Origin of the sequence: Nostoc sp. (assembly GCF_036917375.1) — a bacterium.
Taxonomy (GTDB): domain Bacteria; phylum Cyanobacteriota; class Cyanobacteriia; order Cyanobacteriales; family Nostocaceae; genus Nostoc.
Map to the genome: position 1 here is coordinate 83,358 of NZ_JBALDN010000017.1, position 22,724 is coordinate 106,081.

Consider the following 22,724-nt stretch of genomic DNA (forward strand, 5'->3'; position numbering starts at 1 on the left):
TTTGCTCTTTAACCGAACCGTATTGTCCTGCCTCCTGCCTTCAAATTAATTTCGGCATCTGCTGGCATCCCCATTTTGGCGCAGGGTAAATCTGATTCCCTATAAGGTTTTTCGGGGTTAAAGCAGCTATCAGGGTTTTGAACTTTAATCCTAATTCCTACTACTTGTCTGACTCGATCTTTTTGAAAGTAAATATTTTCTGGTGTAAATGAAGCTTGCGGATCGATGGCAATTACTTTACCTTCTAATGGTTTTGTCGGCGCAGAATCAATGAAGATTTTTGTTGTTTGTCCTAGACGCACTCTGCCAATATCGCCTTCGGGAATAAAACCTCTAAAATAGACTGTTTTGGGGTCAACAATTGTCAAAATATTAGTCTGATTGCTAACTATTGCACCTGGTTCGACATTACGGGCTGTCACTACTCCATCTAAAGGACTAACTACATTTAAATCTTTTTTGGAGTCTGCAATCTGGGTGAGGATTTGCTGATTTGATGCCTGGGCATCTTTCACTTTGGCACGGGCAGAGTTGACTTTCGCTTGTGCAGATTTAAGTTGAGCATAACTTTGCTGCTGCTTTCTGACTAATGCTGTTAACTGGGCATTGCGAATATCAGGATTAAAACCTGTAGTATTAACTTGAGTTAACGCTCCTGATGTAGCCTTTAATTGCTGGCGTTCGGCATTCACTGCTGCCTGTCGTGCTTCTAGGGTTGCGATCGCGGTATCTAGAGTAGTTTGGGCTTGATCGAATTGTTGTTGATTTACCGCCCCTTCTTTTACCAATTGGGCATAGCGATCGCGGTTGATTTTTGCTAAATTAACTTCTGCTGCTGCCTGTTTAACTTGCGCTTGTGCTTGCACTAATGTGGCTTTGGCTGCTGCGACATTTGCTTGTGCTTGCTCAATTCTTCCTTGGGTATCTCCTTGGGACTGCCGTAAATTCAGTTTGGCTTCGTTAATTTGGCTGTTAATTTCTTGAATTTCTCTGGTGACTCGCTCTACATCTGAAACTGCTTGCTGTTCATCATACCTAGCAGATGTCACTCTCGCTTGACTACCAAGTAGTTGTTGTTGCAGCAATCGATCGTCTGTGTCGTCTAACTTAATTAACTCTTGTCCCTTTTTAACTGCTGCCCCTTCCCGCACGGCAATTGTCTCAATTCTTCCAGAACGCTTGATCCCAATCTCGGTTTCATAACCCTCAATCCGTCCGCTAACTTGCAGTACATTTGCTGATACTTGCGGTTGAGAGCGCCACACCGCGTAGCCAATACCACCCGCCACCAACAGCACCCCGATCGTTAAAAGGATGGGTTTCTTGCGGCTTTGCTGCTTCGATACTGCATCTTTGAGATTTTCCGGGGATGTTGGGATAGTCTGAGTCATGGTATCACCCTGGATTGTGAAAATATTTTGTCTAAGAGAATTGATGTCATATACTAGACTGTCTAGTATGATAATACAAGATATAAGTCAAAAAGTTTACTCTTCATACTTATAAACCCTACTTTTCAACTAGAAAATCTTTTACCTGCGATCGCTCCCAAGCAGAAGCAAATCTTGCAAGGAGCTATACAGGTATTTTTGAAGAAGGGTTACGCTAAAACAAGTATGGATCGTGTTAGCGCGGCGGCTGGAGTATCTAAACAAACAATATACAGTCACTTTCAAGATAAAGAAGGGCTATTTAAAGCGTTGATAGAACGGTTGACCCTCGCTTGTTTTCAAAGTATTTTTTGCACAGAAAATACATCTCGATCGCACGATCGCTTGCTAGACAGCTTAATAAATGCGGTCATGAGCCAGTCTCTAAATACCGTTGAATAAACAACAGTTGTATACCCGACAACCTTCAACGCTCAGAGATAATAGGTGTATTTGTTTGAGATTGTGAAGTGGAATCACAGGTAAATATTATGCTTAGTCAATTACCGAATTGCATTACTAGCCCTTCGTGGTGGCAACTGATCGGATGGATTGCCGATCCGATTGGATTTCAGCAAAAGTATAGTCAAAAGTATGGAGATATTTTTTCCATGCAACTGAGTGGACTCGGTTCTTATGTAATTCTTAGCCATCCCCAAGCCATTCAAGAAATTTTCAGTCAAGATTCTAAATTTGATATTGGTCGTGGTAATAAAATTGCAGAACCTTTGATTGGGCGAAATTCTCTCATGTTAATAGATGGTGCCCGCCATCGACGAGAACGAAAATTATTAATGCCTCCCTTTCATGGAGAAAGGCTACAGACTTATGCTCAACAAATCTGCTTAATTACCGAGCAAATCGCCAGTCAATGGCAAATCGATCAACCTTTTGTGGTTCGGTCTGCTATGCAGAAAGTTAGTCTAGAAGTAATTTTACAAATTGTCTTTGGTTTGAGTGAAGGGGAACGCTATCAACTAATTTTACCTCTACTTACTAGTTGGTTGGATATGACTGATTCTCCTTTGCGCTCTAGTATGCTATTTTTCCGATTCCTACAACAAGATTGGGGAAAATGGACTCCTTGGGGGCAGATGAGAAGTAGACAAAACTATATTTATCAGCTACTTCAAGCAGAAATTGAAGAGAAAAGAACAAAGAACAATCACAGCCAAGGCGATGTTCTGAGCTTGATGATGGCAGCACGGGATGAAAATGGGCAAGCAATGACCGACAATGAATTAAAAGATGAATTGCTCACAATTTTATTTGCTGGACATGAAACTACTGCAACAACGCTAGCGTGGGCTTTCTATCAAATTCACCAAAATCCAGATGTCCTCTCAAAATTGCAGCAGGAACTCGACAGCTTGGGAGAAAATCCAAACCCGATGGAAATTGCCCAACTTCCTTACTTAAGCGCAGTATGCCTTGAAACCCTGCGGATGTATCCAGTCCTTCCAGGGCTTTTCCCACGCATTACCAAATCATCCATAAATATTGCAGGATATCAGTTTCCTCCTGACACAACCTTAATGGCAAGTATCTACCTCTTGCATTACCGGGAAGACTTGTATCCTAATCCGCAACAATTTAATCCCGAACGTTTTTTAGGACGCCAGTATTCCCCTTGGGAGTTCATTCCTTTTGGTGGTGGAAGTCGGCGCTGTTTAGGATATGCCCTGGCTCAGTTAGAAATCAAATTAGTCCTGGCAACAGTTTTATCTAATTATCAACTTACCTTAGTGGAAAATAAACCAATTAAACTGCAACGACGTGGATTTACCCTTGCTCCTAATGGTAAAGTTCGGATGATGACTATTAAAAAACGATAAACTTGCTGGGTAAGAACTTCCGTAGCGATCGCTTTCTCAAGTTTATCCAAATTCTGTTTTAATTTAGCGATCGCCTGCGCCCTTGTTTGTCAAAACTATTGCAAGGCTAAGGCGCTCACTTTCACTTTTGAGGGTTTGTAGTAAGCACTTTAGTGCTTAGAAAACAAGGACTAAAGTCCTTACTACAAACTTGCTTACCTATGAATTTGAACTTGACATACTACCTGAAAATCATTTTTTCGACTATTGTTTGCGTTCCTATTTACTTTTTGCTGTCCGGCTGAAGACTCGATAGTATAGTGACGTACTAGTTTCTTTTAAGGGAAACAGCAGATAGGTGAGAGGATTTATTGCCACAATAATATTTCGGAAGTCGCGCCGTGCCAAAAATAAGATCGCACGTGCAACTTGCTGTGCAGACATCACACCATAAGGATTCAGTTGACTCTTAAATGGGCCAAGAATTAACTTGCGAATTACACAATCCCCATCCAAACGCTTCAGCGTAACAATATCCCCCAGCGCTCTTTTGCTGAGTTCATAAAGCGGACTCAGTGCTGGAGAAACCTCAGCCTCAGAAGTGTTTACCCAGATTTCCTTGGTTGCTTTTGCTTGTGGGCCTGTTACAGTTGTCAAAAATATATCTATCAACCGTAATGCTGAAAAGGTATTCACCTCATAAGAGGAGTTGATAGCCTCTGGTGTGCGGCTGGCGTAGACATTGGTTCCGTGGTTGATAATTAAAATATCTACTTTCTCTAAACTATCCTTCAGATTGGCTTCATTGCCCAACTGCCAGGAAACTACCTTTACTCCAACTTGCTCTACTAATTTTTCTGGATTAGTGGTTAATGCTACGACTTTAGCATTATTCTTGACAAGTTCAGCCGCCAACGCTTGCCCCAACGCTCCTGATGCTCCGGTTAAAGCGATGGTTTTACCTTTAAGAGACAGTCCTGTGCCCAGAATTTTATCCACTAGGGGAAAGACACCACTGTAGTAGGCGTTAACATCATCAAAATGATGTCGCCAATGGTAAGACCGATTCACCCACCAAATGGATGGAATTGTCTCTAAAGGGCCGGGTAGGTGGTTGTAATCTGTATCAATTTTTCCCTGAAAATATCGCACAGATGCGCCATACAAAAAGGTACAACCATAAGCTACTCCCAGCCATAACCCCAGTTGTTGAACAATTAAGGCAACGGCTACCAATACCACCAGCAGTAGACTCGACTCTAAAATGTCGTGATAAAGCTGGGATTCTTGATAAATTTTCAGGGAAACTATTGATAAATCGCGGCGATAAGCCATGTGGTGCTTGTTGTGCCATTTAGCAAGCCAACTGACTTGGTGACACAAAGCATGGTAGCTGTCTCTCAATATCTCAGCAAGTAAAAGCGAGAAGACTGCCCAACTAGCAAACTGTAAGCTGGCATTTAGCCAAACCCAATTAATTTGTAAGCTTGTCTCAATTCCCATCAAGTTTTCAGCTAGCATTTTTATCATGTTTGTCTATACTTGTTTTCTTAATCATTCTTCATGATCTGATAAAATAAACGGAAAATTAATACTTTCAGCTCATAAATTATAAAAAATGCTCATTTAATGCTCAAACATTATAAATTAAGTAATAAATTAACAGTAGTAGGTATAAATTATTACTAATTATTGATGCTCAATATATGCTCACACACTAATCATCTCGTATAAACTCCAAGTACAGCTCTAAGTCTATCTCACACCTTACCATACAAGCATTGCAGCCATTTCTGTCATTAGGGCATCTATTCTTAATTCCTGGTACATTGCATCATTCCCTTACCAGTACTAGGTTATAGAGCATTTTAGGCATTAATCAAAGTATCGTGAGAGTCATTATCACTCACTATTGAGAATGAGTAAAAAAGTAGTACAAAAATATTATTTTGATATCTATCTGCTTGTTATCTTCTGAAAACTCCAAGTAGTACTCTAAGTATTTCCAAAATATGCACAAAAAAAGGACTCTATCTAGAGTCCTTGCTATTAACTAAGCTTTTGAGTTAACTATTCCCCCAATAAATACATCACCTCTTCTAGCTTTTGTTTAGCTATATAGAGATTGAGAAGCTTTTGCTGTTCCCATGACTGAGGCGGATGAAGTGAACGTCTTTCCATCGTGATTTTGATAAGCGCTGCTTGTTCATCAGTTGGAGAATTCATTTGATCGAGTGCAGCACCGATATTTTGGAAAGCTTCAAAACTTAACCGTCTTAATCCTCTACCTTCTTGCATCTGGTTAAGTGCGATCGCAGGGAAGGCTATAAGTGAAGTAACGTAGCTAGTTTTATATCCAGCGTTCCCAGTCGGCTTAAGACCGTAGCGGCGACACAAGTCGCGTAACTCCTGGATAGTTTTGATTTCGAGTTCCGTTCGTGTAAACATAGAGTAGCCATTTTCTAAAAGTGGTATCGGTAGGTAACAACTTTCCACGGTGAATTACCTACCGACTTAAAACTCTATTTGGTTGCGCGCAATCGATTCAAGCTATAGTTACGTTTCTACATAAATGCCTAACCCTAGAGGAACTCCTGAAAATTTAGAACCTGGTCAACGTAAAGGAGAGGAACCGTTAACGGCTAACCTCAGTTTTCGAGTATCAGAATCCATGAAAGAAGCGGTCAAAGCACAAGATGACCCTCCTGAATTTTGTAGAGAAGCTATTCAAAAAGCACTAGATGAAAAGAAAGGAAGGCAACAGTAATTAGAGCTTTATTTCTAAGATTCTGTGTAAGCTACAGATAGTTGAAAAGCAATATACATAACAGATTTAAGGCTAGGTTAGGAAATTGACTCTAGTCTTAAATTTATAGCTGTATCTCTGACTGCGTTAGAACTTTGGCGCTAAGTGCCGATTTATTTTCATTGTGCCTCTGTAGACCCTGTAATCCACAGCCGACAAACACCAAATTACAACCACAAGTCTGGTGAATAAATTGAGCTAACTTTCCCAACATTTTTATTAAGCTGAAAATAGTGTTAACGTGTTATCTATGACCAAATATATTCACGGCTATACTGGAAAGGAACAAGACCGCCTGTTCCGACAAAGCGCTTTTTTAGAATCTTACATTTACAATAAGATTGATTTTTCTAATTGCAATCACATTATTGAAATAGGTTGTGGAGTAGGAGCGCAAATACAAATTTTATTAAATCATTTTCCGCATTTAAAAATTACTGGTGTTGATATTTCCGAAGCGCAGATTAGCCGTGCTGGCGAATTTCTCAAGCCGCATATTGAAGCCGGACGGGTATCTCTACATATTACTCATGGGGAAGTACTTCCTTTCCCAGATCAATCCTTCGATGGTGCGTTGATCTGCTTTGTTCTAGAACATATCAACAATCCCCTCTACCTCCTCAAAGAGGTAAAACGGATAATGCAATCAGGTACTAATCTTTATTGCACAGAAGCGTTTAATACAGGTTTATATATCCATCCAACTTGTCTAGCTTTTCAAACTTACTGGGAAATCTTCAATCGCTACCAAGAGCAATTAAACGGAGATCCAAACGTGGGAGTAAAACTCTCTAACTTGGCATTGCAGTCCGGTTTTTCTGAAACTACTCTTGACTATATTCCTCTTTACTTAGATGGCAGAACTAAAAATATGTCACAGAGGACAGATTTTATTGATTTCATTACTGAAGTTTTGCTAAGTGCCGCTCCAGCTTTAATTGCTCTGGAAAGAATTACACCATCATTACCAGACGCAATGATACTAGAATTACAAGAAATAAAAAATAACCAAGACAGTATTTTCGTTTGGCCATTAGAGCAACTTAAAGCTGTAAAGTGTGCAGAATTTTCGTGTTCAGCATAAGAGATGTCTAATGGTGAAGTTGTTGCAGAGGAATTTAGAAAGCCTGATCAAAACACACGAGTTGTGACAAGCTTATCTCAGGGAATCGCCAGACACAGCCAGATAGAAGCTTCGGTTGCGAACTTGTCAATGCTTGATGTGAATAACATATTTCCCGACATTTAATATAAAAGGAAGTCCTATGTTGAATACTCGTAGTGACTATTAAAACTAAGTAATTTGATCTTATTACTTATCATTGGTTATCAGATATTAAATGTAAAATATTACTTTAATTATTTTTGTGCAATTCAACTCGGTTTCTAACATCATGAAAAAAAAAATAAATTTCATAGTATTTATTACTACCTTCTTAGTAGTTTTACTATTATCAATTACAGTTTATACGGAAACTGGATTAAGTAGTACACCATCTCCATCATCTGCATCATCACCTATACAGTCAAAATCTTCCGAGTCATCATTTATACAGCTAAAGGATCTTATTGCACTTATTCTTACTTCATTAGGAATAGCTGTTACATATCAGAATGGGTTTAATCCACGAGCAACACTTAAGTTGGATTTAGAATTGAGAGAGAAATTATTATTAGGTGAACATCCTCTAAGCAATATTGAAATTATAGATATAGAGCATAAAATACAACATCATTATAAACATATCTATTATAGAAAGGAGTGGGGAGATCAATTAAAATCTGGGTTAATATATCTTTTTTTTGCATTTATTATACTTTTTATACCTTCAAAACTAATGATTAGTAGTTTTTTTAAAATCCCAATTTTAATAGGTTTCAGTGGGTTTTTAATATATGGTCTACGTCTACTTTTAAAGAGTTTCTGGCAATATAGAGAAAAGAAAGAGAAAGAGAAAAGATAGATAAAGGGGGTGAACACAAGAGTAAATTTCCCTAACTGTGTTGGAAATTAATGGGTTTCTGCTAACGGGGATACTGTATATCAATTTCAAGTTTTTTATCTGTGTCTAGCTCTAAACCATTACTAGTCACAGGTGACAACATAGCCAAACTCGCCGCCACCCCTAACACCTGGTTGGTCAGACACTTCCAAATATTCCTGAGTGGAATACCAGCGTATTCAGTTCTGCTAATCACTTCAAACTTACATCTTATACCCTCTTTTATCTCTAAGCTCTTGAAGTATTACTTGAATAACTTTCAATAATAAAAGACCCCTAACTACTAGAGGTCTTTTTTCTGGGAGAAAGTTTGATTATTTATTTATCGTCATAATCTCAGTAGCTATTGTTCGCTTGAGAACGTCCTCTCTATGGACAACAATTAATTCGTCAATTGTTTTCTGCATTGTTTATTTCATCTACAGTTGAAGATGAAAAAATTTCGTATGGTTGATAAGATGCAGCGTGTTTAGTGACTATTGCATCAATTATTTCTTTCGGCATTCCCTCCAGTACATCATTAGCGTGTGTTGCTATCTCTAGTGCCCATAATTCTTTCGGCATTTTAGAACAACCAGACAATATCTCAATGGCGTAACCTAAACCAATTACATTGAGTACATATTCTTCTTTTGTAACTTGTACAAAATTCTCGTTCTTATCACTATTCATGGTTACTCACCTCTGCTAAAAAAACTGTCAATTCTTGCTTTTCATCGTCTGTTAAGTCTTGCAATTGATTGCTAGCGTTACTTTGTAAAAAACTCATCCAATCATCTCTTGTACGGCTAGATATTGCTTCTAGCAAACAAGTGGCGTCATACAAAGATATTAACGCTCGACAATAAAGCATCAAGTCTATTGTTATTTTTTCTCCATCCATCCCTTGCTTGTTAACCTCCATCCAAGTCTTGACATGATAATAATGATGTCTTGTTGTCGTGGGTTAATTTCTAACTCCCCTCTGGCGTGATGATACGCAATTCTGTTTTTTAGCTTTTGTGGACTGATAACTAAACTTATCCCTGGTTTCCCCTTCTCAATTAATTGCTGGTTAAGTATTCGCTGTGTCCCTACTTCTTCCTCAATGAATTGTTTTAAGTGTTCCGTTGTTGCTCCTAACTGCGAAAATATGTGTTTATCTGTATATTTCCAGTAACTATCCATGTGGCTTATAGCTTCACTCGGAGATTTCCAAGTACCAAGAATTAAGCCAGTTACCATCAAATCCACCGTAATTACCCATTGATTGCTAGTCATCTCATGAGTAAATTCTTTCTTACCTTTTCTGGTAAGCATTGACCGATATTTGGCATAAAGTTTGCAATTATCGGTATTGTTCCAGAAAGAGTAAAACTTCTCCTCTATTCCTTCCCAGTGGATAGAGTCGATGTCTAATTTATCAGTGAAGATATCAAAATCTTGATACAGCTTTCTCTCTTCACTATTAAATTCTTCAAAAGATTTATGAGGGATTACTAGCAATCTTCTATGTAATTCTTCAAAGTCAGGGCAAAGATGAATATCATCAACAGAACTAATTATCTTAGGTGAGAAAACAAAAAATTCTCTGTTAGTTCCATCCGGTTGAGCAATTGAAATTTTATCACTTGCCCTTGAATAACCAAAAAGGAGTAACTGATAAATTCTCTCATCTCTTTTGAGGGTAGAAATGTGTAAATTATCCCATGCCAGTATTGCCCCTTCTTTCTCCATCTCTTTTTCTGCGGGGTCAATCCACCTCATGCTATCCAATGCATTACGAATAGCTGAGAATGTATCAGTTGAAGAGAAAGTTTGATTTTTCCCGTGCAATTTATTAGCGAATATTGCTGTTGTACTCTTACCACTACCTTTTCCACCCCAGCTAAAAAGTATCGGTAAAATTAACGCCCACTTACTAGGGATTAAGATGTAAGTTGCAAGGATTGGGAGCATTAAATCTCGCTGAGGAAGTAAAACAGACTGAGATAAAATGCTGCGTACATTTTGATAAAGCGTCAAATCATCATTCCATAACTCTTCCCAAGATTCCATCTCTTGCTTATAAAAATCATTTGGGTCGAGATAGATTGCTGTCTCTTGAGTCATTATGTGTATCCTTTATGTTGATTCTACTTGGAGTACTACTCCAAGTAGATTGGAGAAGACTAAGACATTAAGGAGGTACAAAGGTCAAATACTACTTGTACTTCTTCTTTGTTCTTAGCAATAGAGAGAACATCAGCTAGTTGTGCTAGATTTTCAACAGGAATGCTGTCATCCATTTTATTGATTTGCTCACAAACAAAAGCTAATCTATCTCGCAACCTTTCAAGCTCTGTTTGTGCTGGTTTTCCACTGTAACCACCCTTGTTACTAAAACCTTTTGGCAGTTGTACATCTTCAGGTTTTATATATTGTGGTTCTGCTACTGGGTTGAAAATTGCTGACATTTTCAACATCTGGTTTAAAGTAGTAGGGTCAATTTGTTCCCCTGATATACCTATCCCAGAAATAAATATGTCGCACATAGCATCATCTTGCAGCTTGATAAAACCAGAATAAATCAAGCTTGAGTCCATGCTATCGAGTAACCAACATATCCACTTTTCAAGCCTGGATTGTGCAACATCAACCTTATTTTTTTCCTTGTCTTCCTTCTGGTAATTCTTCCGTGCAACCTTCATCTTTATAAGTTGCGGTTCAAACTTCCAATTTTTTTCACTGAACTTGTTAATCCCAGTAAACCCCGTGGCATACGCGAACAAGTGGTAAAAAGTATCATCCGAACAAAAACCTAATTCTGCAAACTCAAAAATACTGTAAGCTTGTGTCCAGTCAGTATTGCCAACGAGAGCAAATTTATCATCTTTCTTCGGTTCAATGTAGTAAAAATCTTTCATTGTTTTATCGCTCCTTCCTTTTTCTCAACTAACTGCAAGCAAGCTTTGTAAAGTATCTCTGCATGACACTTTTCATATCCATCGGGAACAGGTACATAGTCATGGACATTAATACACCAACAACCAAGAGAAGTATATTTACCTGATTCAATTTCCTGAGAAAGCAAAACAACTCTCGATAAGTACACTTTCTCCCAATCTTCAAGCCCGATGAACTTTAACCCAGAATTGTAGTGTGGAACAAGCTTTTCGAGTAACCAATGCCTGTAATTGTCGAGTGCAGCTTGTGGGGTACTTGTGTAATACCTTACTTGCCTACCATTTTTGTGACTCCAAGGATTACCAAGCCCTAAAGCTTTGCCTGAACGACCAACATATTTAACCGTTGAGTCATCCCATAACTCATCTCGATTGAACATTGAGATAATATTCATCTTTCAACTCTTTTATCTCTGCAAATGGGATTGTGTAAATGTTTGCGGTTCCAATCTTCCAGCGTTTATCGCTAATGATTCTTAGCTCTTGGAATCTTCCCGGTAATGTTCGCTGAAATATTCTAAGCAACTTACAAAAATTGCTTAACGCTTCCTTGTCTGCTAATATCCATCGTCCTTTAACTTCATAAAATACTGTCAGGTTGCTAGTCTCAACCATAAAATCAATATTCCAAGTTAAAGCAGGGAATAAAAAGTTTGCTGGTAAAATCTCTATCGTGTGTTGTCGCTTGACGTTTTCCGCACCGTACTTTTTGCAAAGTTCCCCGTAAACTTTAAACTCAAGAATGCTATCCCAAAATTGAAGCTTTTTTTTCTGTGCTGTAGTTAGAGGAGAACCAGCAAGAAAAGTTTCCCCGGTAGCAGGATTAATCCAAAATGGTTTATTGTTGCACTTGCTTTTTTTTGTTGTCCCAGAAGCTATACGCTTTGCTGACAATTTTTTGCCAATCATTGTATTTCTGTGGTTGCAGTTTTTCTAAAGTTCTCGCTATGTACTCAATCACATAGCTTTCATCAAATTTCACGACCACAGCAGTGTCAATGTATCTGCTTTCACCTTTAATCTTGGTTACTAATCTCATCTCGTAACCTTGCTCTGTCAGCATTGAAGGGTGAAGAGAGAATCTGTAAGGATTTCCGAAAATTTCTGTCCAGTGTATGCGCTTCTCTTCCATGTCTCCACCTCTTAAGTTGATTTTACTTGGAGTACTACTCCAAGTCTTCCAGACCAAACATTAACTAACTTGCAGTTCATCGAGTTGTTCTTGAGCGATACCAATATTTATTTGCTCAATAATTGACGAAGCTTTCTCAAATCGCTTCTGTTGAATCTCCCATGCAGCTTTTTGCAGGATATCAAGCAGTCCTGGTAAATCCCGTATCCGTGATTCTACTTTAGGCAATTGTCCTAATTCTTCAATTTCCGTCGCCAGGGAATTTAATTCTAGTCCTACGTGTCTTAACTGAGCTACAAGTGATTTTTTTACGTCTGATTTAGCTGCCTTCATTTTTGACCCTTGTTTTTACAGTGTTTCTCCAACAATTTCAGCATAGTACTTATTTCATTTTCTAACAACCGATCGGTTAACGAATTGTAATAAGCTGTTTAAAATGCGTGTATATACGCAATTTAAAAACTACAAAATAAGTTTATATGTAGTTTTACTAAGACAATGTGTGGATTTATGCAAAATGTAGTATTTGCAGTATTAACACTGATGTAGATTATCAGTGTTAATACTGCAATGAATAGAACTTATGGTGTCTGCTGTAATTTCATTAAGAGTGCTTTGATACTTGCGGTTTCAGATATCACTCTCTGATGTACAGCCTTAATGCTTGCCTCAAGTGAATCTAAGCTTGCTCCTTGATTCCCGATATACTCCCAAACCTTTAAATCAATGTCTTTCAGGTAGAACTTAGGGATAAACGATATTAAGTATTTATTCTCATCAGATGGAAGCTTGTTAAATCGGTGAACCTGATAACGGTTTAAAGTTACCCTTAAAAATTCACCTTGAGCGTAACCAGCCGTACCAAACCCTACTTGATAAATTTGTAGAAAGTCTCCAGCAGAATACCAATTGCTAGGAGATGACGGTGAGGTTGCAAAAATTCCTATTATGTTTGAAGTAAAATTTATTTTTGGTTCAATTGCAGGAATGGAAGCCTTTTCATTAAAACGATATTCATTAATGATTTGCTTCCATTCGCTAGCAAGTTGAAACATTTTGACAATCAATTATTTACTAAGGAAGATTGAATCCGGGATAAACTTCTATCCCAGCACCAGCTAGTTGTTTTAACTGAGCAGCAGTCAATGGGACTTGTGCTTGAGTACTCGATTCAGCAGCAGCTTTCTGCATGATTGGATATTGTCTTCCGCCAACTACTTTAAAGTAAGGGGAAATATCGTTAGCAGTCGGAATTGCTTTAATTTTATTCGCAGGAATTAAAGTACCGAGAGCGTCAGCAATTACAATAATCGTTGCGAAAGATGGGAACCGAAAGGAAATAGTGTGATAAGTAGATGAATTTCCGATTTGTTTACCTGTTGTAAGAACAACGCGTCTTGTCCCTTTTGAGAGGGAGCCGGGTCTTTCATGTTCTACAGGAATACCATCAGCATTTTTTTCTCCACGCTTAACGCTAGAACCATCAGCCCTAACCAAAGTTCTCGCTTTCGTCGGCTTAACAGTTTTTGACTTCAAAAATGGTACTGCAAACTTCTCTATATCAAGAAATTTTGCAGTGACACTAAGACACGAGAAATTGCCGAGAGGGTCGGGGTTCTCTCTTTGAGTATCATTGCTAGTACTTCTTTTGAGTGGGAAATATAAACGTTTTGTCATCTTATTTCATCCAAATAATTTTTAATAAGTAGGGGAATAATTTAACACCACCCTACTTATCAGAATTAAACTCGCGCTGGTGCAGTGGTATTGAGGTCTACAGCCGCAACAATATTTACTCCATAACTGGCGTTATAAAATTGCAATCCACTAGTAGGCTCAGTTTGGACTGTTCCGGTTGTCGGAGCAGGATAAGCATTTAACGCTTCACCCGTTGCAAGTGTTCCGGCTGCGGTGTTTTTTGCAACTTGTGCGGTGTATGCAGCTTGCAATAATTTTGCAAACATTTCAGCAGTGTCAACACCAGCAGGTAGAGAATCAAGTCCATCCCACCAAGTTTTTAATGCAGAGTCGGTGATTTTAGCGGAGATTTCAGAAAAAGTTAAATCGCTAACAGTAGCCATGTTTTTTAGTTTTTATCAAAACGAATGTAGCTAATATCTAGCAATGCTTTTAAGGGCTTGTCAAGTTCCTTAAAAAGAATTTTTTAACAACCTTTTTCTAATAGGTTAAGATGTTAGAAAATTATTATCGCTATATGACGATACAGGAATTAACAATCAAGCAAAAAATTGCTATCACGCTTGACCCTAATTCCGGGGCTAGTGTTGTCCCGATTTTTAACTATGTGCCGTACTCAAAAACTGGGTACAGATTGATTGATGAATATTTAGAAGTGGAAAACCTAAGAGCAACTAGCTGGATTTACTCACTGCCTCCGGTTCCGTTTCCTGTTTTTGAGTTGGAGGATAGCGAATCAAAGCAACTATTAACAGCGATTAACTTAGAGTGGAAGTCTCCGAGAATTCAACTTGATATAGTTGTGAATATTGACGGTACTTTGAATTGGCAACGAATAGCGGCTTATTCTTTACTAAATAGTGACCCTTACCCATACAGAGAATATTCGTTAGGAAGTCATTCGTTAGGGAATAATTCAATGTTGGGTTTACAAATAAGAGCCGTAGGACATGGACTATTACAAAATAGCGTTAAGGGTCAAGATAAAGTTACAGCTTGCGGTAATTTAGTTCGGCACGTAATTATAGAAAAACTAATAGACACTAGCGTAAAAATTGTTAATAACATTACCGCAATTGCAAGCACGATTGTAAATAGTAATGCGAACAGAAAAGGAATTATATTTTTCAATTCAAGCAATAAAAATATTTTTCTAGATACTGTTAAAGGTGTTTCAATTACTAGTCATTTAGTGAAATTAGAGCCAGGAGATTATTACGAAGCACCAAACCCACTGTACACAGGTGCTTACTATGGAATTGTAGAAAATGGAAGTACAGCGATAGATATCAGGGAGTTTGTTTGATGCTTTCTGATAAACCAATTGCATACAAGCCACCTAGAAAAAAGAAAAATACTCCTTTCTACACTTATGAACCTGAAGAACCACAGGAGAGTTTAGTACCTGTATTTGGTGGTATTTACGCAACACCTAACACACCTGCTGATCCAATGGATTGCGATAGATATCCTGATAGTCCTTGGTGTAGTAAAAACCCTTTTGATGTAAGCAGTCCTATTTCACTTGATATCAATATTGTTCAAGATGAATGTAACTTTGGTGTTCAACTTAGTGGAACACTTGGATTTGTTAAACTACCTCCTTTTCAAGTTGTTTATCGTAATCCTAAATGTCAGCCACTTATTAAAGCTGTAGACCTTCCGAGATGGACGGGCGAAAATATTGTTCCTAATCCTCCAGCATTATGTAATTCAGGTGTTTGGCTACAAATAAATGGAGCAGAGGAGCAATGGTATGACATTACTAGATATGGTTCTGAAACTCCGTCTGAATCACAAGGTACACGACGAATAGAAGTAACTAACTGGAAGTATCCAATATTAGAAAACAATGTGTATGTAAGAGGTAATTTAGCTGATTTAATGCTTGAAGCAATATTTACAGTAACAGAAATTAGTAATACACGTCATTTAAAAGAGTTTGTTAATTACGACTGCGAGGAAGCTTACACTTTTTGGGAAGGAAGGGGCGGTATTGCTGGCGACTGGAACGATGATGAATCAGAGTGGACTCTTAATAGTGTTTCTACTTATCGCTTTTTTTGGGCAACTTATGCGTCAGGAACTCCTATAGTTCAAGTGTTATCGCAAGGTGTTTTTCCTGGCTATCCTATTAATCCTCGTGCAACACCTCTTGATAAGGAAACTTACAACACTAAAATTAATCGGGCTTCTTTTGATAATTATTCTACTCTTGCAAGAACGAGAAATGCATACAGCATAAATAGATGGCATTTTATTTGTAGTGATTATATTAAACCCGATAATCCACCACCACCTAAAATAGAATTGGAAAAATGTGATTGTATGGCTTGTAATGATAATTTATTGAAACTTGTTTTAAAAAGACTTGGTGATTTACCTGCTAAAGTTCCTGATAATTTTACAAAGCAGAGTCCCAAGATGATAGATATTGAATCGTTAGCAGAACTTATGCTCTGGCAGACAAAGCAACTTGATGCCCTTATGGGTGCTTACCCCATTGAAATAGAGATAGAAGACTCTGACTTAGTAAAAGAAGGAAATCAAAACGAAAAAATATCACTGCCGAATCAAGCAGAAGCAATGGCAGAACTTTTAGGATTAATAACTACAATAAAACGCGATACTCACGCAACACTTATTACAGCACTCAAGGCTATGGGTGAAGCTGGAATGACAAAAAATCTTGCTGTACAAACACTTGATGTTGCTTTAGCAAATGCTGAATTTTTGGGGTACAAGCTAGAACAAAAAAAGAAGGAAGTACCTTCATTGTTTACTCCTGGTGGTGAAAATCTCAGCAAAACATTGCAAGAGAAAAATGTAGAGATTGTTTCTTATGAAAATACTGATAAAAATGATTTACAAGATGATTTAAAAATCCTTAAAACTATGGCTGCTCGGTGGAATGCTCAGAACTGGAGACAGATTACAGGAGATCCAGTAGAAGCCTTGAAACAAAAATTGTTTGGTAATCCTGATGCCATCAAGGAAGTTCACAAGGATGGCGAACAAGGCGATTTTAATGATTTCACAGAACAAGCAGAGCGCGGTTTTATCGAAGTATCTGGAATTACCGATACTGTTAATCCTTGGGGTAGACCCTACAAAGAACGCCCAAAAATACGAGAAATAGGAAGCGAGAAAGGACGCTACGACAATGACGGAAAGGAAACGGCTAAATAGCTTTGTTGTAATAACAATCGTGTATGTCATTCACGGCGATATTCTGGGGAGAATATATGGCTATAAGTTTTGAGTTATCAGAGTTAACATCAAGGGTTGTTAGAAGCAAAGTTGGTACTAGAATCATCAAAGGAATGGAGGAGGGAATTAAGAAGAAAGAAGACAACGGTGTTATCAGTTTTGTAGGATGGGTATTTAATGCATCGTGGTCACTTACTGGGTTTTTGGTAGGTAAGCTTACTGGTTTTTTTAAATTTTCTTGGTCTACTTTTTGGGGGTGGTTCGTTGCAGCGAAGCAGTTTATCTGGAATTTTAACTGGAATGCTACAGATGAACAATTGGAAGCATCTATCAATTCTCAATGGACAGCGCTAGCAGGTCAACTTGGTGGAACGCTTGGTAATGCATTTGGTTATATAGCTTGCGGTATTCTTCCCGGTGCGGCGATTGCAGTATTTAATGAACCACTGGGAGCGGTGGTGCTAGCAAAAGTGGGTGAGGAATTTTTAGAGGAATTCCTCGAAAATTTAGGAGCATTGCTTAACAGCGCATTGAGGCTTGGTACTCAAATATTATTTACAGAAACATATAAGAATGTCCGAAAGCTTATTAAAAGCAATAGTAATTTAGTAAAGAAGTTGTTTGGTGCAAATGCTGAGAAAGCTGTCAAGGCATGGGGAAGCAAGGATAGTAAACCGTGGTCTTTTGCAAGTGCTACTGAAGATTTTCTCGACAATACCTTTGGTACAGATGGGGCAATGCGTGAGTTTGCAGAAGAGTTTTTAGAGGAAGCTGACGAAGCTTGCGTAGAGGCGGGGTACGTTGTCGCAAACGCAGTTGATACATATTTATCAGCGCAAATGATTGCAAAGCAAAGTGTACCTCCACTAGGGCATACGCGATATGTAGAAATAACACCGAATCGGGATAATCCTGATGAAAAGATTGTACTTGGTGGAAGTGAAGAACTTCTAAAACCTGTCATTATCCAAACTCTTGCTACTTACAACCAACTAGGTGATAGAGATTTAGGGGTAGTTTATGGAGTTCCAGCCGATGATATGCCGGAAAGAAGATATAAACCAGAGGTAGTTTTAAAATTTTATAGAAAGCAAAATAAAGACCCATTAAAAGGAGAAATTACAGACAAATTATCAATGCAAATATCTTTCAGATTGATGAATAAAAGTAAAACTGATTTTGCAGATGATTTTTATTTAAAAACTCTTGCTGATGTAATTTATCGTAAATTTGCTTCACCACCTTTCAAGGTAAACAAAGGAAAGCAGGTTTACACTTATTGTGATTTTGAGAAAGGATATCAACTTAAATTAGATGTGACAACCCAAGCAGAGGCTAGGAGGATAGTAGAACAAGTTTTAGACATCCAAGGGCACAAGGTTGATGATGATTTATTGAGAATAGGAAGTAAACCGATTAATGGGATAAGTGCAACCCCTGAAAAGGTAACTATTAGGGGCAAAGTAGAAAAACTACCAGTTAGAGGAAAAGAAGGAGTCGTAACCTTTCAACACGCTTATCTAAATGTTGGGGTAAATGTTCCACCGATTAATTTAGTTGATTTAACAGGAAAGAAGAGAAATGTTGTTTACACAGGAAAATGAGGAAAGTTTTACGGTTTTTTTGTCGATTGGAGAAACAATTGAATATTACTCTGAAACAGGAATATATGGAGAAGGTGAAGTATTAGAAATAGATGAAATTTCAAACAGTGTTAAAGTATTGCCTTTGTCAGAAGATTCTTTAATTCTTGTTCCCACTTGGATAAGTGCTGACGACATAATACCTTTCTAGTAAGATGTTTCTCGGAATACTCCAAGTAATACTCTAAGTAAAACGAATATTATCTCACTGCATAGAAGAAAATAGCAATTTAGCTATTGAAAATAGAGTGATTTGTTAACATTAGTTGATGGCGTTGAATTTGCGATAAAGTAAACTTTAATTGTCTGATTCTTTTGGTAACTTGTCTAACAAGCTTAAACAATATGCCGTTATATCCAGCGAGTATAAATATTGACTTTAACGCTACAGAACTAAATGCTGCTATTGCATCAATAACAAATGCACTGGCAACGCTTCAGACTACAGTAGAAGATAACGAAGGGTCAATCACAAGTATTGCAACTGAATTGGCTAATCAAAACACAAGGCTAGGTAATATAGAGGTAGCCGAAAATAGTCTTTGGAGTAATTTTAATGGTCTTGTTTCAAATGTAAATTTATTGAAGCAAGCGGTTGATTCCCAAGACTCAATAATTTCTTATGTTAACAACGAGAATGCTAATCAAAGAGTTCAGATCCAAGATTTGCAAACACAGTTGATTGCTTTGCAAAAGCTATTACCTCAAGGAGTCCAACACTTTCATGATACAAGTAAGGTGCTAGTCGGTAATGCACTATCCCCCGTGCAAGTTGCCGCAAGCTTTTATTCTACTATGTGGCAGCAAAACCCTGCTGCACTGAATGATAGCTTTTCGTTTACGGCGTTATTAGCTTCTGGTACTTACACACGCTATCGATATCTTGGTAAGTACACGCCTCAGAGTTTTTTATTCAATGCTAATCTTCAAGAATTTTCTCAACGTGTCTGTTATCTCTCTAATCAAGAGACGTTGGGTAAAATTTCTTCAGAGGAGTGCTATGAGGAAATTGAGTTGCTATGGCAGCAGTTAACACAGAGCTTTAAGGCGCTAGGAATTGATCAAAAAGACGTTAATTGATAATTGTCAACAGTGTATACACAATGCTATATTTACTGTGTACGTTGTTGACGACGTGGAGATAGAGATGGGGAAAAAAAGCAAGGAATCGCCTATTGTAAGCTTCCGTGTACCACATTCTGTTATCGAAAAGTTAATTACAGAAGGCAGATTAAAGCCTAACCATATAAAGTCAGAGTTATCCAACCTAATAAAAAATGACTGGTTAGCCTCTGTTGATGCTGGTGTAGAACCGACTGTGAGTGTAAATACTGTTTATGAGCAACTAGCAAAAATAGATAGAGTTCTAGAAATACTTGAGGACAATAAGCCAAATGGCATTATTGATGACAATGTAGACAGTGTTGACAAAATTAGCATCCCTGAAAGCGTAGACTCAATCTCGCCAGATAATCAGCTTGTAGAGGTTGCCAACAGTAATGTACATCCTGTACAGGAAATAAATGTTGTTGATGAAAACAGTATTGAGTCATTGAATTTGAAAAGAAATACTTATACGGCACTTAAAGAGGCACAAGTCAACACAATAGAAGATTTAAAGAAATATGGTGTCACAGGCTTGCAAACGCTGAAAAATCTGGGAAATAAATCTGTATCTCAGATAGTTGAAGCATTGCAAAGCCGAGGGATTGAATTACCAGAGTTACCAGACCCAGAACCGGAACACACACCTTCTCTTTGAGCAGTGATACCGAAAGCTACACGCTAGGACTTGATGAGCCGTTTTCAATATCGCAGTGTCAAGAACAAGGTACGTGCGCTACGTCGTTATCCCTGTTATGTCATTTTTGGAAAACAATAATCGAAGCAAAATTCTCAACCTTAGATTGAATCAAGCTTTGAGACTTTATTTACTAACAGAAACTAGAATTTATAGCCAAAACCCAGAAATTAAAGCTCCAAAAGGCTTACAGCGATTGGTTTCTACTAAGGTGAAACAAGAGGGTTATGCCAACAAAAATAAAATTACAGTTTTGCAGTGTCTAGAATGCTTGCTACACAGACCTTTCAGAAAAAAGACTCTCAAAGGTGAGTGTGATTTTAGTTGTTGAGCAGCTATTTAGTGTAGGTGGCATACACAAAAAAACCTCTAGAAGGTTTATTCCTAGAGGTTTTTAATTTATTTGGAGTCTCTACTTAGAGTAGAGTCGAGAATATCTCTCTACATATCTCTATTTTCTATTAACTATATTTATACATATTTATATATTTATTTTTTCAGTCATGCCCTTTACTGAACGATTAGGGATGAAACCTATCGCTCTAATTTATCTATTTAATTAATGTTTTATATTCAACTAAATTAATAATACTATTTAATCAAAATCTTTCAATACTTTTAAATAAAAAAATACTCTCTAAGTAGAGAGTATTAATTATTAATTTTGACTAAAAATAGTTAGACATTCTTAGTCAATTTCTCGATCATTTTTTTCATCTCTTCCATCTGTTCTTGTTGCAACTTGTTTTGTTGCTTAAGTAAATCAATTTCTGATTGCTGCTGAGGTACTTCTGGGTTAATTCTTTCAGCAAATATCGCTACATCCTGATAATGCTTGTTTGAAATTTCTACCTTATGTCCGCACCACTTGCTTACTATTTTTTCATCAATACCCAGGTCAAAAACTGCATGAGTGATGAAAGTGTGTCGTGTGTTGTATGGCTTTAAATACTTTGCAAGTTTGCCTTGATTGATTAGTTCCGTAATTATTCCTCGTTGTTTATTGCTTGAGTCTTTGTCTATACCCTTCCATGCAATAGAGAATCCTATTCTGTTAATTATTTTTCCTCGTTTGCTTTTGAAAACTACCTCGTTAGGTTCACCTTGTGGAATTGATTTCATAAGACTCCACAATTCACCGTCTTTAGGCATTGGGAATCTTCTTACCTCTTCGCCCTTGTAAGTTTTATCGTTTTTAAGCGGATAAAACTTTTTAGTTTGCCTATCATGCGTTCTACGAATTAAAACTCTTTCTTTGTCCCAATCAATATCACACCACATCAGCGCTATTGCTTCACCCGTTCTACATCCAGTAAAGAATTTAAATTTAAGAAAATTCAACTAATGAGGACTTTTTTTCTGGACATAATTTAATATTGTTTCTACCTCGCTCCAAGTATAAGCTTTGTTTTTATCCAACACATCATCGTCATTTTCTGATTCAATTTCATCTTGTGTTTTGCCTTGCACTCCTTTACTAACTATCTCCTCCGCCATACCTTCAAAAGGATTGTGAGTCAATATTTTATTTTTCATACCCAATCTATAAGCTTTTGAAAGATTAGATAAAATATTTTTAACTTGCTTTTGATTTCTATTTTCAACCAACCAATTTCTAATTTTTATCGCATCACTTGACTTGGTTTCTTTGATAGCAGTTTCAAGAAAATTTTTAAACGAACCTTGATAAGTATTTTTAAAGGTGGTTTCTCTTAATCCTGGCTTACGATACTCACAATACATATCCCAAACCTCAAGGATGGATAGCTCTGGCTTAGGTGGGAGTTGGTCATCTGAACTTGAAACTTCCCTAGATATCCTTAACTTTGCTTGTAACCCATACTCTCTCAAAATATCCTGATAGCGTCCTAAGTCAAAATTCCCTTGACCGTCATCTAACTTACCATCCTCTAGTTCTATCTGTAATCTTCGTTGCAACTGACTGGCTTTTGACTCCCAACCACTAACCACCGATATCCCAGTGGCTAGTTTAATCTGACCTTTGTTGCAGTATGACCGAGGGAAACAAGCTTTGATACTCCCAGAATCCAACCGTACAGATACTTGCCCCTTTTTAGCTTTACTAGTGGAGGTTTTTAGACTGCTAACCATAAATGCTCATTCCATGCTCAAAAATTTACTATCTAGGTCTAAAAAAAGCTTAGATACATGATTATATGATAAATTAATCATTCTTCATGATCTGATAAAGGTGCGTTCAGGTCGAGTTTAGAGCAAATTAAAATTAAAGGGAATGGGGGAC

The 22,724-nt window shown here is 37.6% G+C and carries 27 protein-coding genes and 1 pseudogene; 11 read left to right on the forward strand and 17 right to left on the reverse strand.

The window, feature by feature from the left end:
• Positions 1-8 precede the first annotated feature (8 nt).
• Complete coding sequence (locus V7K45_RS04780) at positions 9-1,391, reverse strand: HlyD family secretion protein (protein ID WP_335000895.1); 1,383 nt, start codon at positions 1,389-1,391, stop codon at positions 9-11.
• A 111-nt stretch (positions 1,392-1,502) separates the two neighbouring features.
• On the opposite strand from V7K45_RS04780, the pseudogene V7K45_RS04785 reads away from it, so the two are divergent.
• Together V7K45_RS04785 and V7K45_RS04790 are read left to right on the forward strand one after the other, a co-directional pair.
• Positions 1,503-1,751 (forward strand): annotated as a pseudogene (locus tag V7K45_RS04785) (TetR/AcrR family transcriptional regulator); the annotation flags it as partial.
• 170 nt (positions 1,752-1,921) lie between these two features.
• Positions 1,922-3,265, forward strand: coding sequence for a cytochrome P450 (locus V7K45_RS04790; protein WP_335000897.1), 1,344 nt, complete (start codon positions 1,922-1,924; stop codon positions 3,263-3,265).
• Between the two features lie 258 nt (positions 3,266-3,523).
• On the opposite strand, the gene V7K45_RS04795 is transcribed toward V7K45_RS04790, so the two are convergent.
• Both V7K45_RS04795 and V7K45_RS04800 read right to left on the reverse strand, forming a co-directional pair.
• Entirely contained in the window at positions 3,524-4,774 is a 1,251-nt protein-coding gene (locus V7K45_RS04795) for a bifunctional sterol desaturase/short chain dehydrogenase (RefSeq protein WP_335000899.1), read from the reverse strand.
• A gap of 540 nt (positions 4,775-5,314) precedes the next feature.
• On the reverse strand, positions 5,315-5,692 hold the full coding sequence (locus V7K45_RS04800; protein ID WP_322690609.1) for a hypothetical protein: 378 nt from the start codon (positions 5,690-5,692) through the stop codon (positions 5,315-5,317).
• Between the two features lie 124 nt (positions 5,693-5,816).
• Here V7K45_RS04800 and V7K45_RS04805 point away from each other — a divergent pair, with 124 nt between their 5' ends.
• The 3 genes from V7K45_RS04805 to V7K45_RS04815 all read left to right on the forward strand — a co-directional run bounded on the left by V7K45_RS04805 (position 5,817) and on the right by V7K45_RS04815 (position 8,014).
• Positions 5,817-6,011, forward strand: a complete 195-nt coding sequence (locus tag V7K45_RS04805; RefSeq protein ID WP_335000902.1) for a hypothetical protein — start codon at positions 5,817-5,819, stop codon at positions 6,009-6,011.
• A 289-nt stretch (positions 6,012-6,300) separates the two neighbouring features.
• On the forward strand, positions 6,301-7,134 hold the full coding sequence (locus V7K45_RS04810; RefSeq protein ID WP_190965498.1) for a class I SAM-dependent methyltransferase: 834 nt from the start codon (positions 6,301-6,303) through the stop codon (positions 7,132-7,134).
• 310 nt (positions 7,135-7,444) lie between these two features.
• Positions 7,445-8,014 (forward strand): hypothetical protein, encoded by a 570-nt coding sequence (locus V7K45_RS04815; RefSeq protein ID WP_335000908.1) that lies wholly within the window; start codon positions 7,445-7,447, stop codon positions 8,012-8,014.
• A 61-nt stretch (positions 8,015-8,075) separates the two neighbouring features.
• Here the strand turns inward: V7K45_RS04815 and V7K45_RS04820 are convergent, their stop codons facing one another.
• The 12 genes from V7K45_RS04820 to V7K45_RS04875 all read right to left on the reverse strand — a co-directional run bounded on the left by V7K45_RS04820 (position 8,076) and on the right by V7K45_RS04875 (position 14,190).
• Positions 8,076-8,249, reverse strand: coding sequence for a hypothetical protein (locus V7K45_RS04820; protein WP_335000910.1), 174 nt, complete (start codon positions 8,247-8,249; stop codon positions 8,076-8,078).
• 194 nt (positions 8,250-8,443) lie between these two features.
• Positions 8,444-8,725 (reverse strand): hypothetical protein, encoded by a 282-nt coding sequence (locus tag V7K45_RS04825; protein ID WP_335000912.1) that lies wholly within the window; start codon positions 8,723-8,725, stop codon positions 8,444-8,446.
• Positions 8,718-8,936, reverse strand: a complete 219-nt coding sequence (locus V7K45_RS04830) for a hypothetical protein (protein WP_335000914.1) — start codon at positions 8,934-8,936, stop codon at positions 8,718-8,720. Before V7K45_RS04830 ends, V7K45_RS04825 begins: the two co-directional genes overlap by 8 nt.
• On the reverse strand, positions 8,918-10,144 hold the full coding sequence (locus V7K45_RS04835) for a hypothetical protein (protein WP_335000916.1): 1,227 nt from the start codon (positions 10,142-10,144) through the stop codon (positions 8,918-8,920). Before V7K45_RS04835 ends, V7K45_RS04830 begins: the two co-directional genes overlap by 19 nt.
• Before the next feature lie 59 nt (positions 10,145-10,203).
• Complete coding sequence (locus tag V7K45_RS04840) at positions 10,204-10,938, reverse strand: hypothetical protein (protein ID WP_335000918.1); 735 nt, start codon at positions 10,936-10,938, stop codon at positions 10,204-10,206.
• Entirely contained in the window at positions 10,935-11,372 is a 438-nt protein-coding gene (locus V7K45_RS04845; RefSeq protein ID WP_335000920.1) for a DUF4326 domain-containing protein, read from the reverse strand. The genes V7K45_RS04840 and V7K45_RS04845 overlap by 4 nt, the downstream gene beginning before the upstream one ends.
• Complete coding sequence (locus V7K45_RS04850) at positions 11,341-11,886, reverse strand: hypothetical protein (RefSeq protein WP_335000922.1); 546 nt, start codon at positions 11,884-11,886, stop codon at positions 11,341-11,343. The genes V7K45_RS04845 and V7K45_RS04850 overlap by 32 nt, the downstream gene beginning before the upstream one ends.
• The gene (locus V7K45_RS04855) at positions 11,816-12,109 is read right to left on the reverse strand and encodes a hypothetical protein (protein ID WP_322697003.1); all 294 of its coding nucleotides are present in this window, start codon (positions 12,107-12,109) and stop codon (positions 11,816-11,818) included. The genes V7K45_RS04850 and V7K45_RS04855 overlap by 71 nt, the downstream gene beginning before the upstream one ends.
• 60 nt (positions 12,110-12,169) lie before the next feature.
• Positions 12,170-12,442, reverse strand: coding sequence for a hypothetical protein (locus tag V7K45_RS04860; protein WP_335000924.1), 273 nt, complete (start codon positions 12,440-12,442; stop codon positions 12,170-12,172).
• 248 nt (positions 12,443-12,690) lie between these two features.
• Positions 12,691-13,164 (reverse strand): hypothetical protein, encoded by a 474-nt coding sequence (locus V7K45_RS04865; protein ID WP_335000926.1) that lies wholly within the window; start codon positions 13,162-13,164, stop codon positions 12,691-12,693.
• A gap of 19 nt (positions 13,165-13,183) precedes the next feature.
• Entirely contained in the window at positions 13,184-13,786 is a 603-nt protein-coding gene (locus V7K45_RS04870; RefSeq protein WP_335000928.1) for a hypothetical protein, read from the reverse strand.
• Positions 13,787-13,851: 65 nt separating this feature from the next.
• Entirely contained in the window at positions 13,852-14,190 is a 339-nt protein-coding gene (locus tag V7K45_RS04875; RefSeq protein ID WP_335000930.1) for a hypothetical protein, read from the reverse strand.
• Positions 14,191-14,300: 110 nt separating this feature from the next.
• On the opposite strand from V7K45_RS04875, the gene V7K45_RS04880 reads away from it, so the two are divergent.
• From V7K45_RS04880 to V7K45_RS04905, 6 genes are all read left to right on the forward strand, one after another.
• Positions 14,301-15,113, forward strand: coding sequence for a hypothetical protein (locus tag V7K45_RS04880; RefSeq protein WP_335000932.1), 813 nt, complete (start codon positions 14,301-14,303; stop codon positions 15,111-15,113).
• Positions 15,113-16,996, forward strand: coding sequence for a hypothetical protein (locus V7K45_RS04885; RefSeq protein ID WP_335000934.1), 1,884 nt, complete (start codon positions 15,113-15,115; stop codon positions 16,994-16,996). The genes V7K45_RS04880 and V7K45_RS04885 overlap by 1 nt, the downstream gene beginning before the upstream one ends.
• A 56-nt stretch (positions 16,997-17,052) precedes the next feature.
• On the forward strand, positions 17,053-18,621 hold the full coding sequence (locus V7K45_RS04890) for a hypothetical protein (protein ID WP_335000936.1): 1,569 nt from the start codon (positions 17,053-17,055) through the stop codon (positions 18,619-18,621).
• Entirely contained in the window at positions 18,599-18,811 is a 213-nt protein-coding gene (locus V7K45_RS04895; protein ID WP_335000938.1) for a hypothetical protein, read from the forward strand. Before V7K45_RS04890 ends, V7K45_RS04895 begins: the two co-directional genes overlap by 23 nt.
• A gap of 194 nt (positions 18,812-19,005) precedes the next feature.
• Positions 19,006-19,740: a DUF7219 family protein gene (locus tag V7K45_RS04900; RefSeq protein WP_335000940.1), complete on the forward strand. Its 735-nt coding sequence runs from the start codon at positions 19,006-19,008 to the stop codon at positions 19,738-19,740.
• Positions 19,741-19,807: 67 nt separating this feature from the next.
• A complete protein-coding gene (locus V7K45_RS04905; RefSeq protein ID WP_335000942.1) occupies positions 19,808-20,422 on the forward strand; it encodes a DNA-directed RNA polymerase subunit alpha C-terminal domain-containing protein in 615 nt (204 codons plus the stop codon).
• 717 nt (positions 20,423-21,139) lie between these two features.
• Here the strand turns inward: V7K45_RS04905 and V7K45_RS04910 are convergent.
• Together V7K45_RS04910 and V7K45_RS04915 are read right to left on the reverse strand one after the other, a co-directional pair.
• A complete protein-coding gene (locus V7K45_RS04910) occupies positions 21,140-21,802 on the reverse strand; it encodes a tyrosine-type recombinase/integrase (protein ID WP_335000944.1) in 663 nt (220 codons plus the stop codon).
• On the reverse strand, positions 21,803-22,432 hold the full coding sequence (locus tag V7K45_RS04915; protein ID WP_335000946.1) for a hypothetical protein: 630 nt from the start codon (positions 22,430-22,432) through the stop codon (positions 21,803-21,805).
• Positions 22,433-22,724 lie beyond the last annotated feature (292 nt).

Coding starts and splice junctions, on each gene's coding strand:
- V7K45_RS04805 (WP_335000902.1), top strand. CDS start 5,817: ATGCCTAACCCTAGAGGAACTCCTGAAAATTTAGAACCTGGTCAACGT.
- V7K45_RS04825 (WP_335000912.1), bottom strand. CDS start 8,725: ATGAATAGTGATAAGAACGAGAATTTTGTACAAGTTACAAAAGAAGAA.
- V7K45_RS04900 (WP_335000940.1), top strand. CDS start 19,006: ATGCCGTTATATCCAGCGAGTATAAATATTGACTTTAACGCTACAGAA.
- V7K45_RS04855 (WP_322697003.1), bottom strand. CDS start 12,109: ATGGAAGAGAAGCGCATACACTGGACAGAAATTTTCGGAAATCCTTAC.
- V7K45_RS04860 (WP_335000924.1), bottom strand. CDS start 12,442: ATGAAGGCAGCTAAATCAGACGTAAAAAAATCACTTGTAGCTCAGTTA.
- V7K45_RS04865 (WP_335000926.1), bottom strand. CDS start 13,164: ATGTTTCAACTTGCTAGCGAATGGAAGCAAATCATTAATGAATATCGT.
- V7K45_RS04780 (WP_335000895.1), bottom strand. CDS start 1,391: ATGACTCAGACTATCCCAACATCCCCGGAAAATCTCAAAGATGCAGTA.
- V7K45_RS04795 (WP_335000899.1), bottom strand. CDS start 4,774: ATGATAAAAATGCTAGCTGAAAACTTGATGGGAATTGAGACAAGCTTA.
- V7K45_RS04830 (WP_335000914.1), bottom strand. CDS start 8,936: ATGGATGGAGAAAAAATAACAATAGACTTGATGCTTTATTGTCGAGCG.
- V7K45_RS04895 (WP_335000938.1), top strand. CDS start 18,599: ATGTTGTTTACACAGGAAAATGAGGAAAGTTTTACGGTTTTTTTGTCG.
- V7K45_RS04840 (WP_335000918.1), bottom strand. CDS start 10,938: ATGAAAGATTTTTACTACATTGAACCGAAGAAAGATGATAAATTTGCT.
- V7K45_RS04790 (WP_335000897.1), top strand. CDS start 1,922: ATGCTTAGTCAATTACCGAATTGCATTACTAGCCCTTCGTGGTGGCAA.
- V7K45_RS04850 (WP_335000922.1), bottom strand. CDS start 11,886: ATGATTGGCAAAAAATTGTCAGCAAAGCGTATAGCTTCTGGGACAACA.
- V7K45_RS04875 (WP_335000930.1), bottom strand. CDS start 14,190: ATGGCTACTGTTAGCGATTTAACTTTTTCTGAAATCTCCGCTAAAATC.
- V7K45_RS04810 (WP_190965498.1), top strand. CDS start 6,301: ATGACCAAATATATTCACGGCTATACTGGAAAGGAACAAGACCGCCTG.
- V7K45_RS04845 (WP_335000920.1), bottom strand. CDS start 11,372: ATGAATATTATCTCAATGTTCAATCGAGATGAGTTATGGGATGACTCA.
- V7K45_RS04885 (WP_335000934.1), top strand. CDS start 15,113: ATGCTTTCTGATAAACCAATTGCATACAAGCCACCTAGAAAAAAGAAA.
- V7K45_RS04880 (WP_335000932.1), top strand. CDS start 14,301: ATGTTAGAAAATTATTATCGCTATATGACGATACAGGAATTAACAATC.
- V7K45_RS04815 (WP_335000908.1), top strand. CDS start 7,445: ATGAAAAAAAAAATAAATTTCATAGTATTTATTACTACCTTCTTAGTA.
- V7K45_RS04835 (WP_335000916.1), bottom strand. CDS start 10,144: ATGACTCAAGAGACAGCAATCTATCTCGACCCAAATGATTTTTATAAG.
- V7K45_RS04800 (WP_322690609.1), bottom strand. CDS start 5,692: ATGTTTACACGAACGGAACTCGAAATCAAAACTATCCAGGAGTTACGC.
- V7K45_RS04870 (WP_335000928.1), bottom strand. CDS start 13,786: ATGACAAAACGTTTATATTTCCCACTCAAAAGAAGTACTAGCAATGAT.
- V7K45_RS04890 (WP_335000936.1), top strand. CDS start 17,053: ATGGCTATAAGTTTTGAGTTATCAGAGTTAACATCAAGGGTTGTTAGA.
- V7K45_RS04905 (WP_335000942.1), top strand. CDS start 19,808: ATGGGGAAAAAAAGCAAGGAATCGCCTATTGTAAGCTTCCGTGTACCA.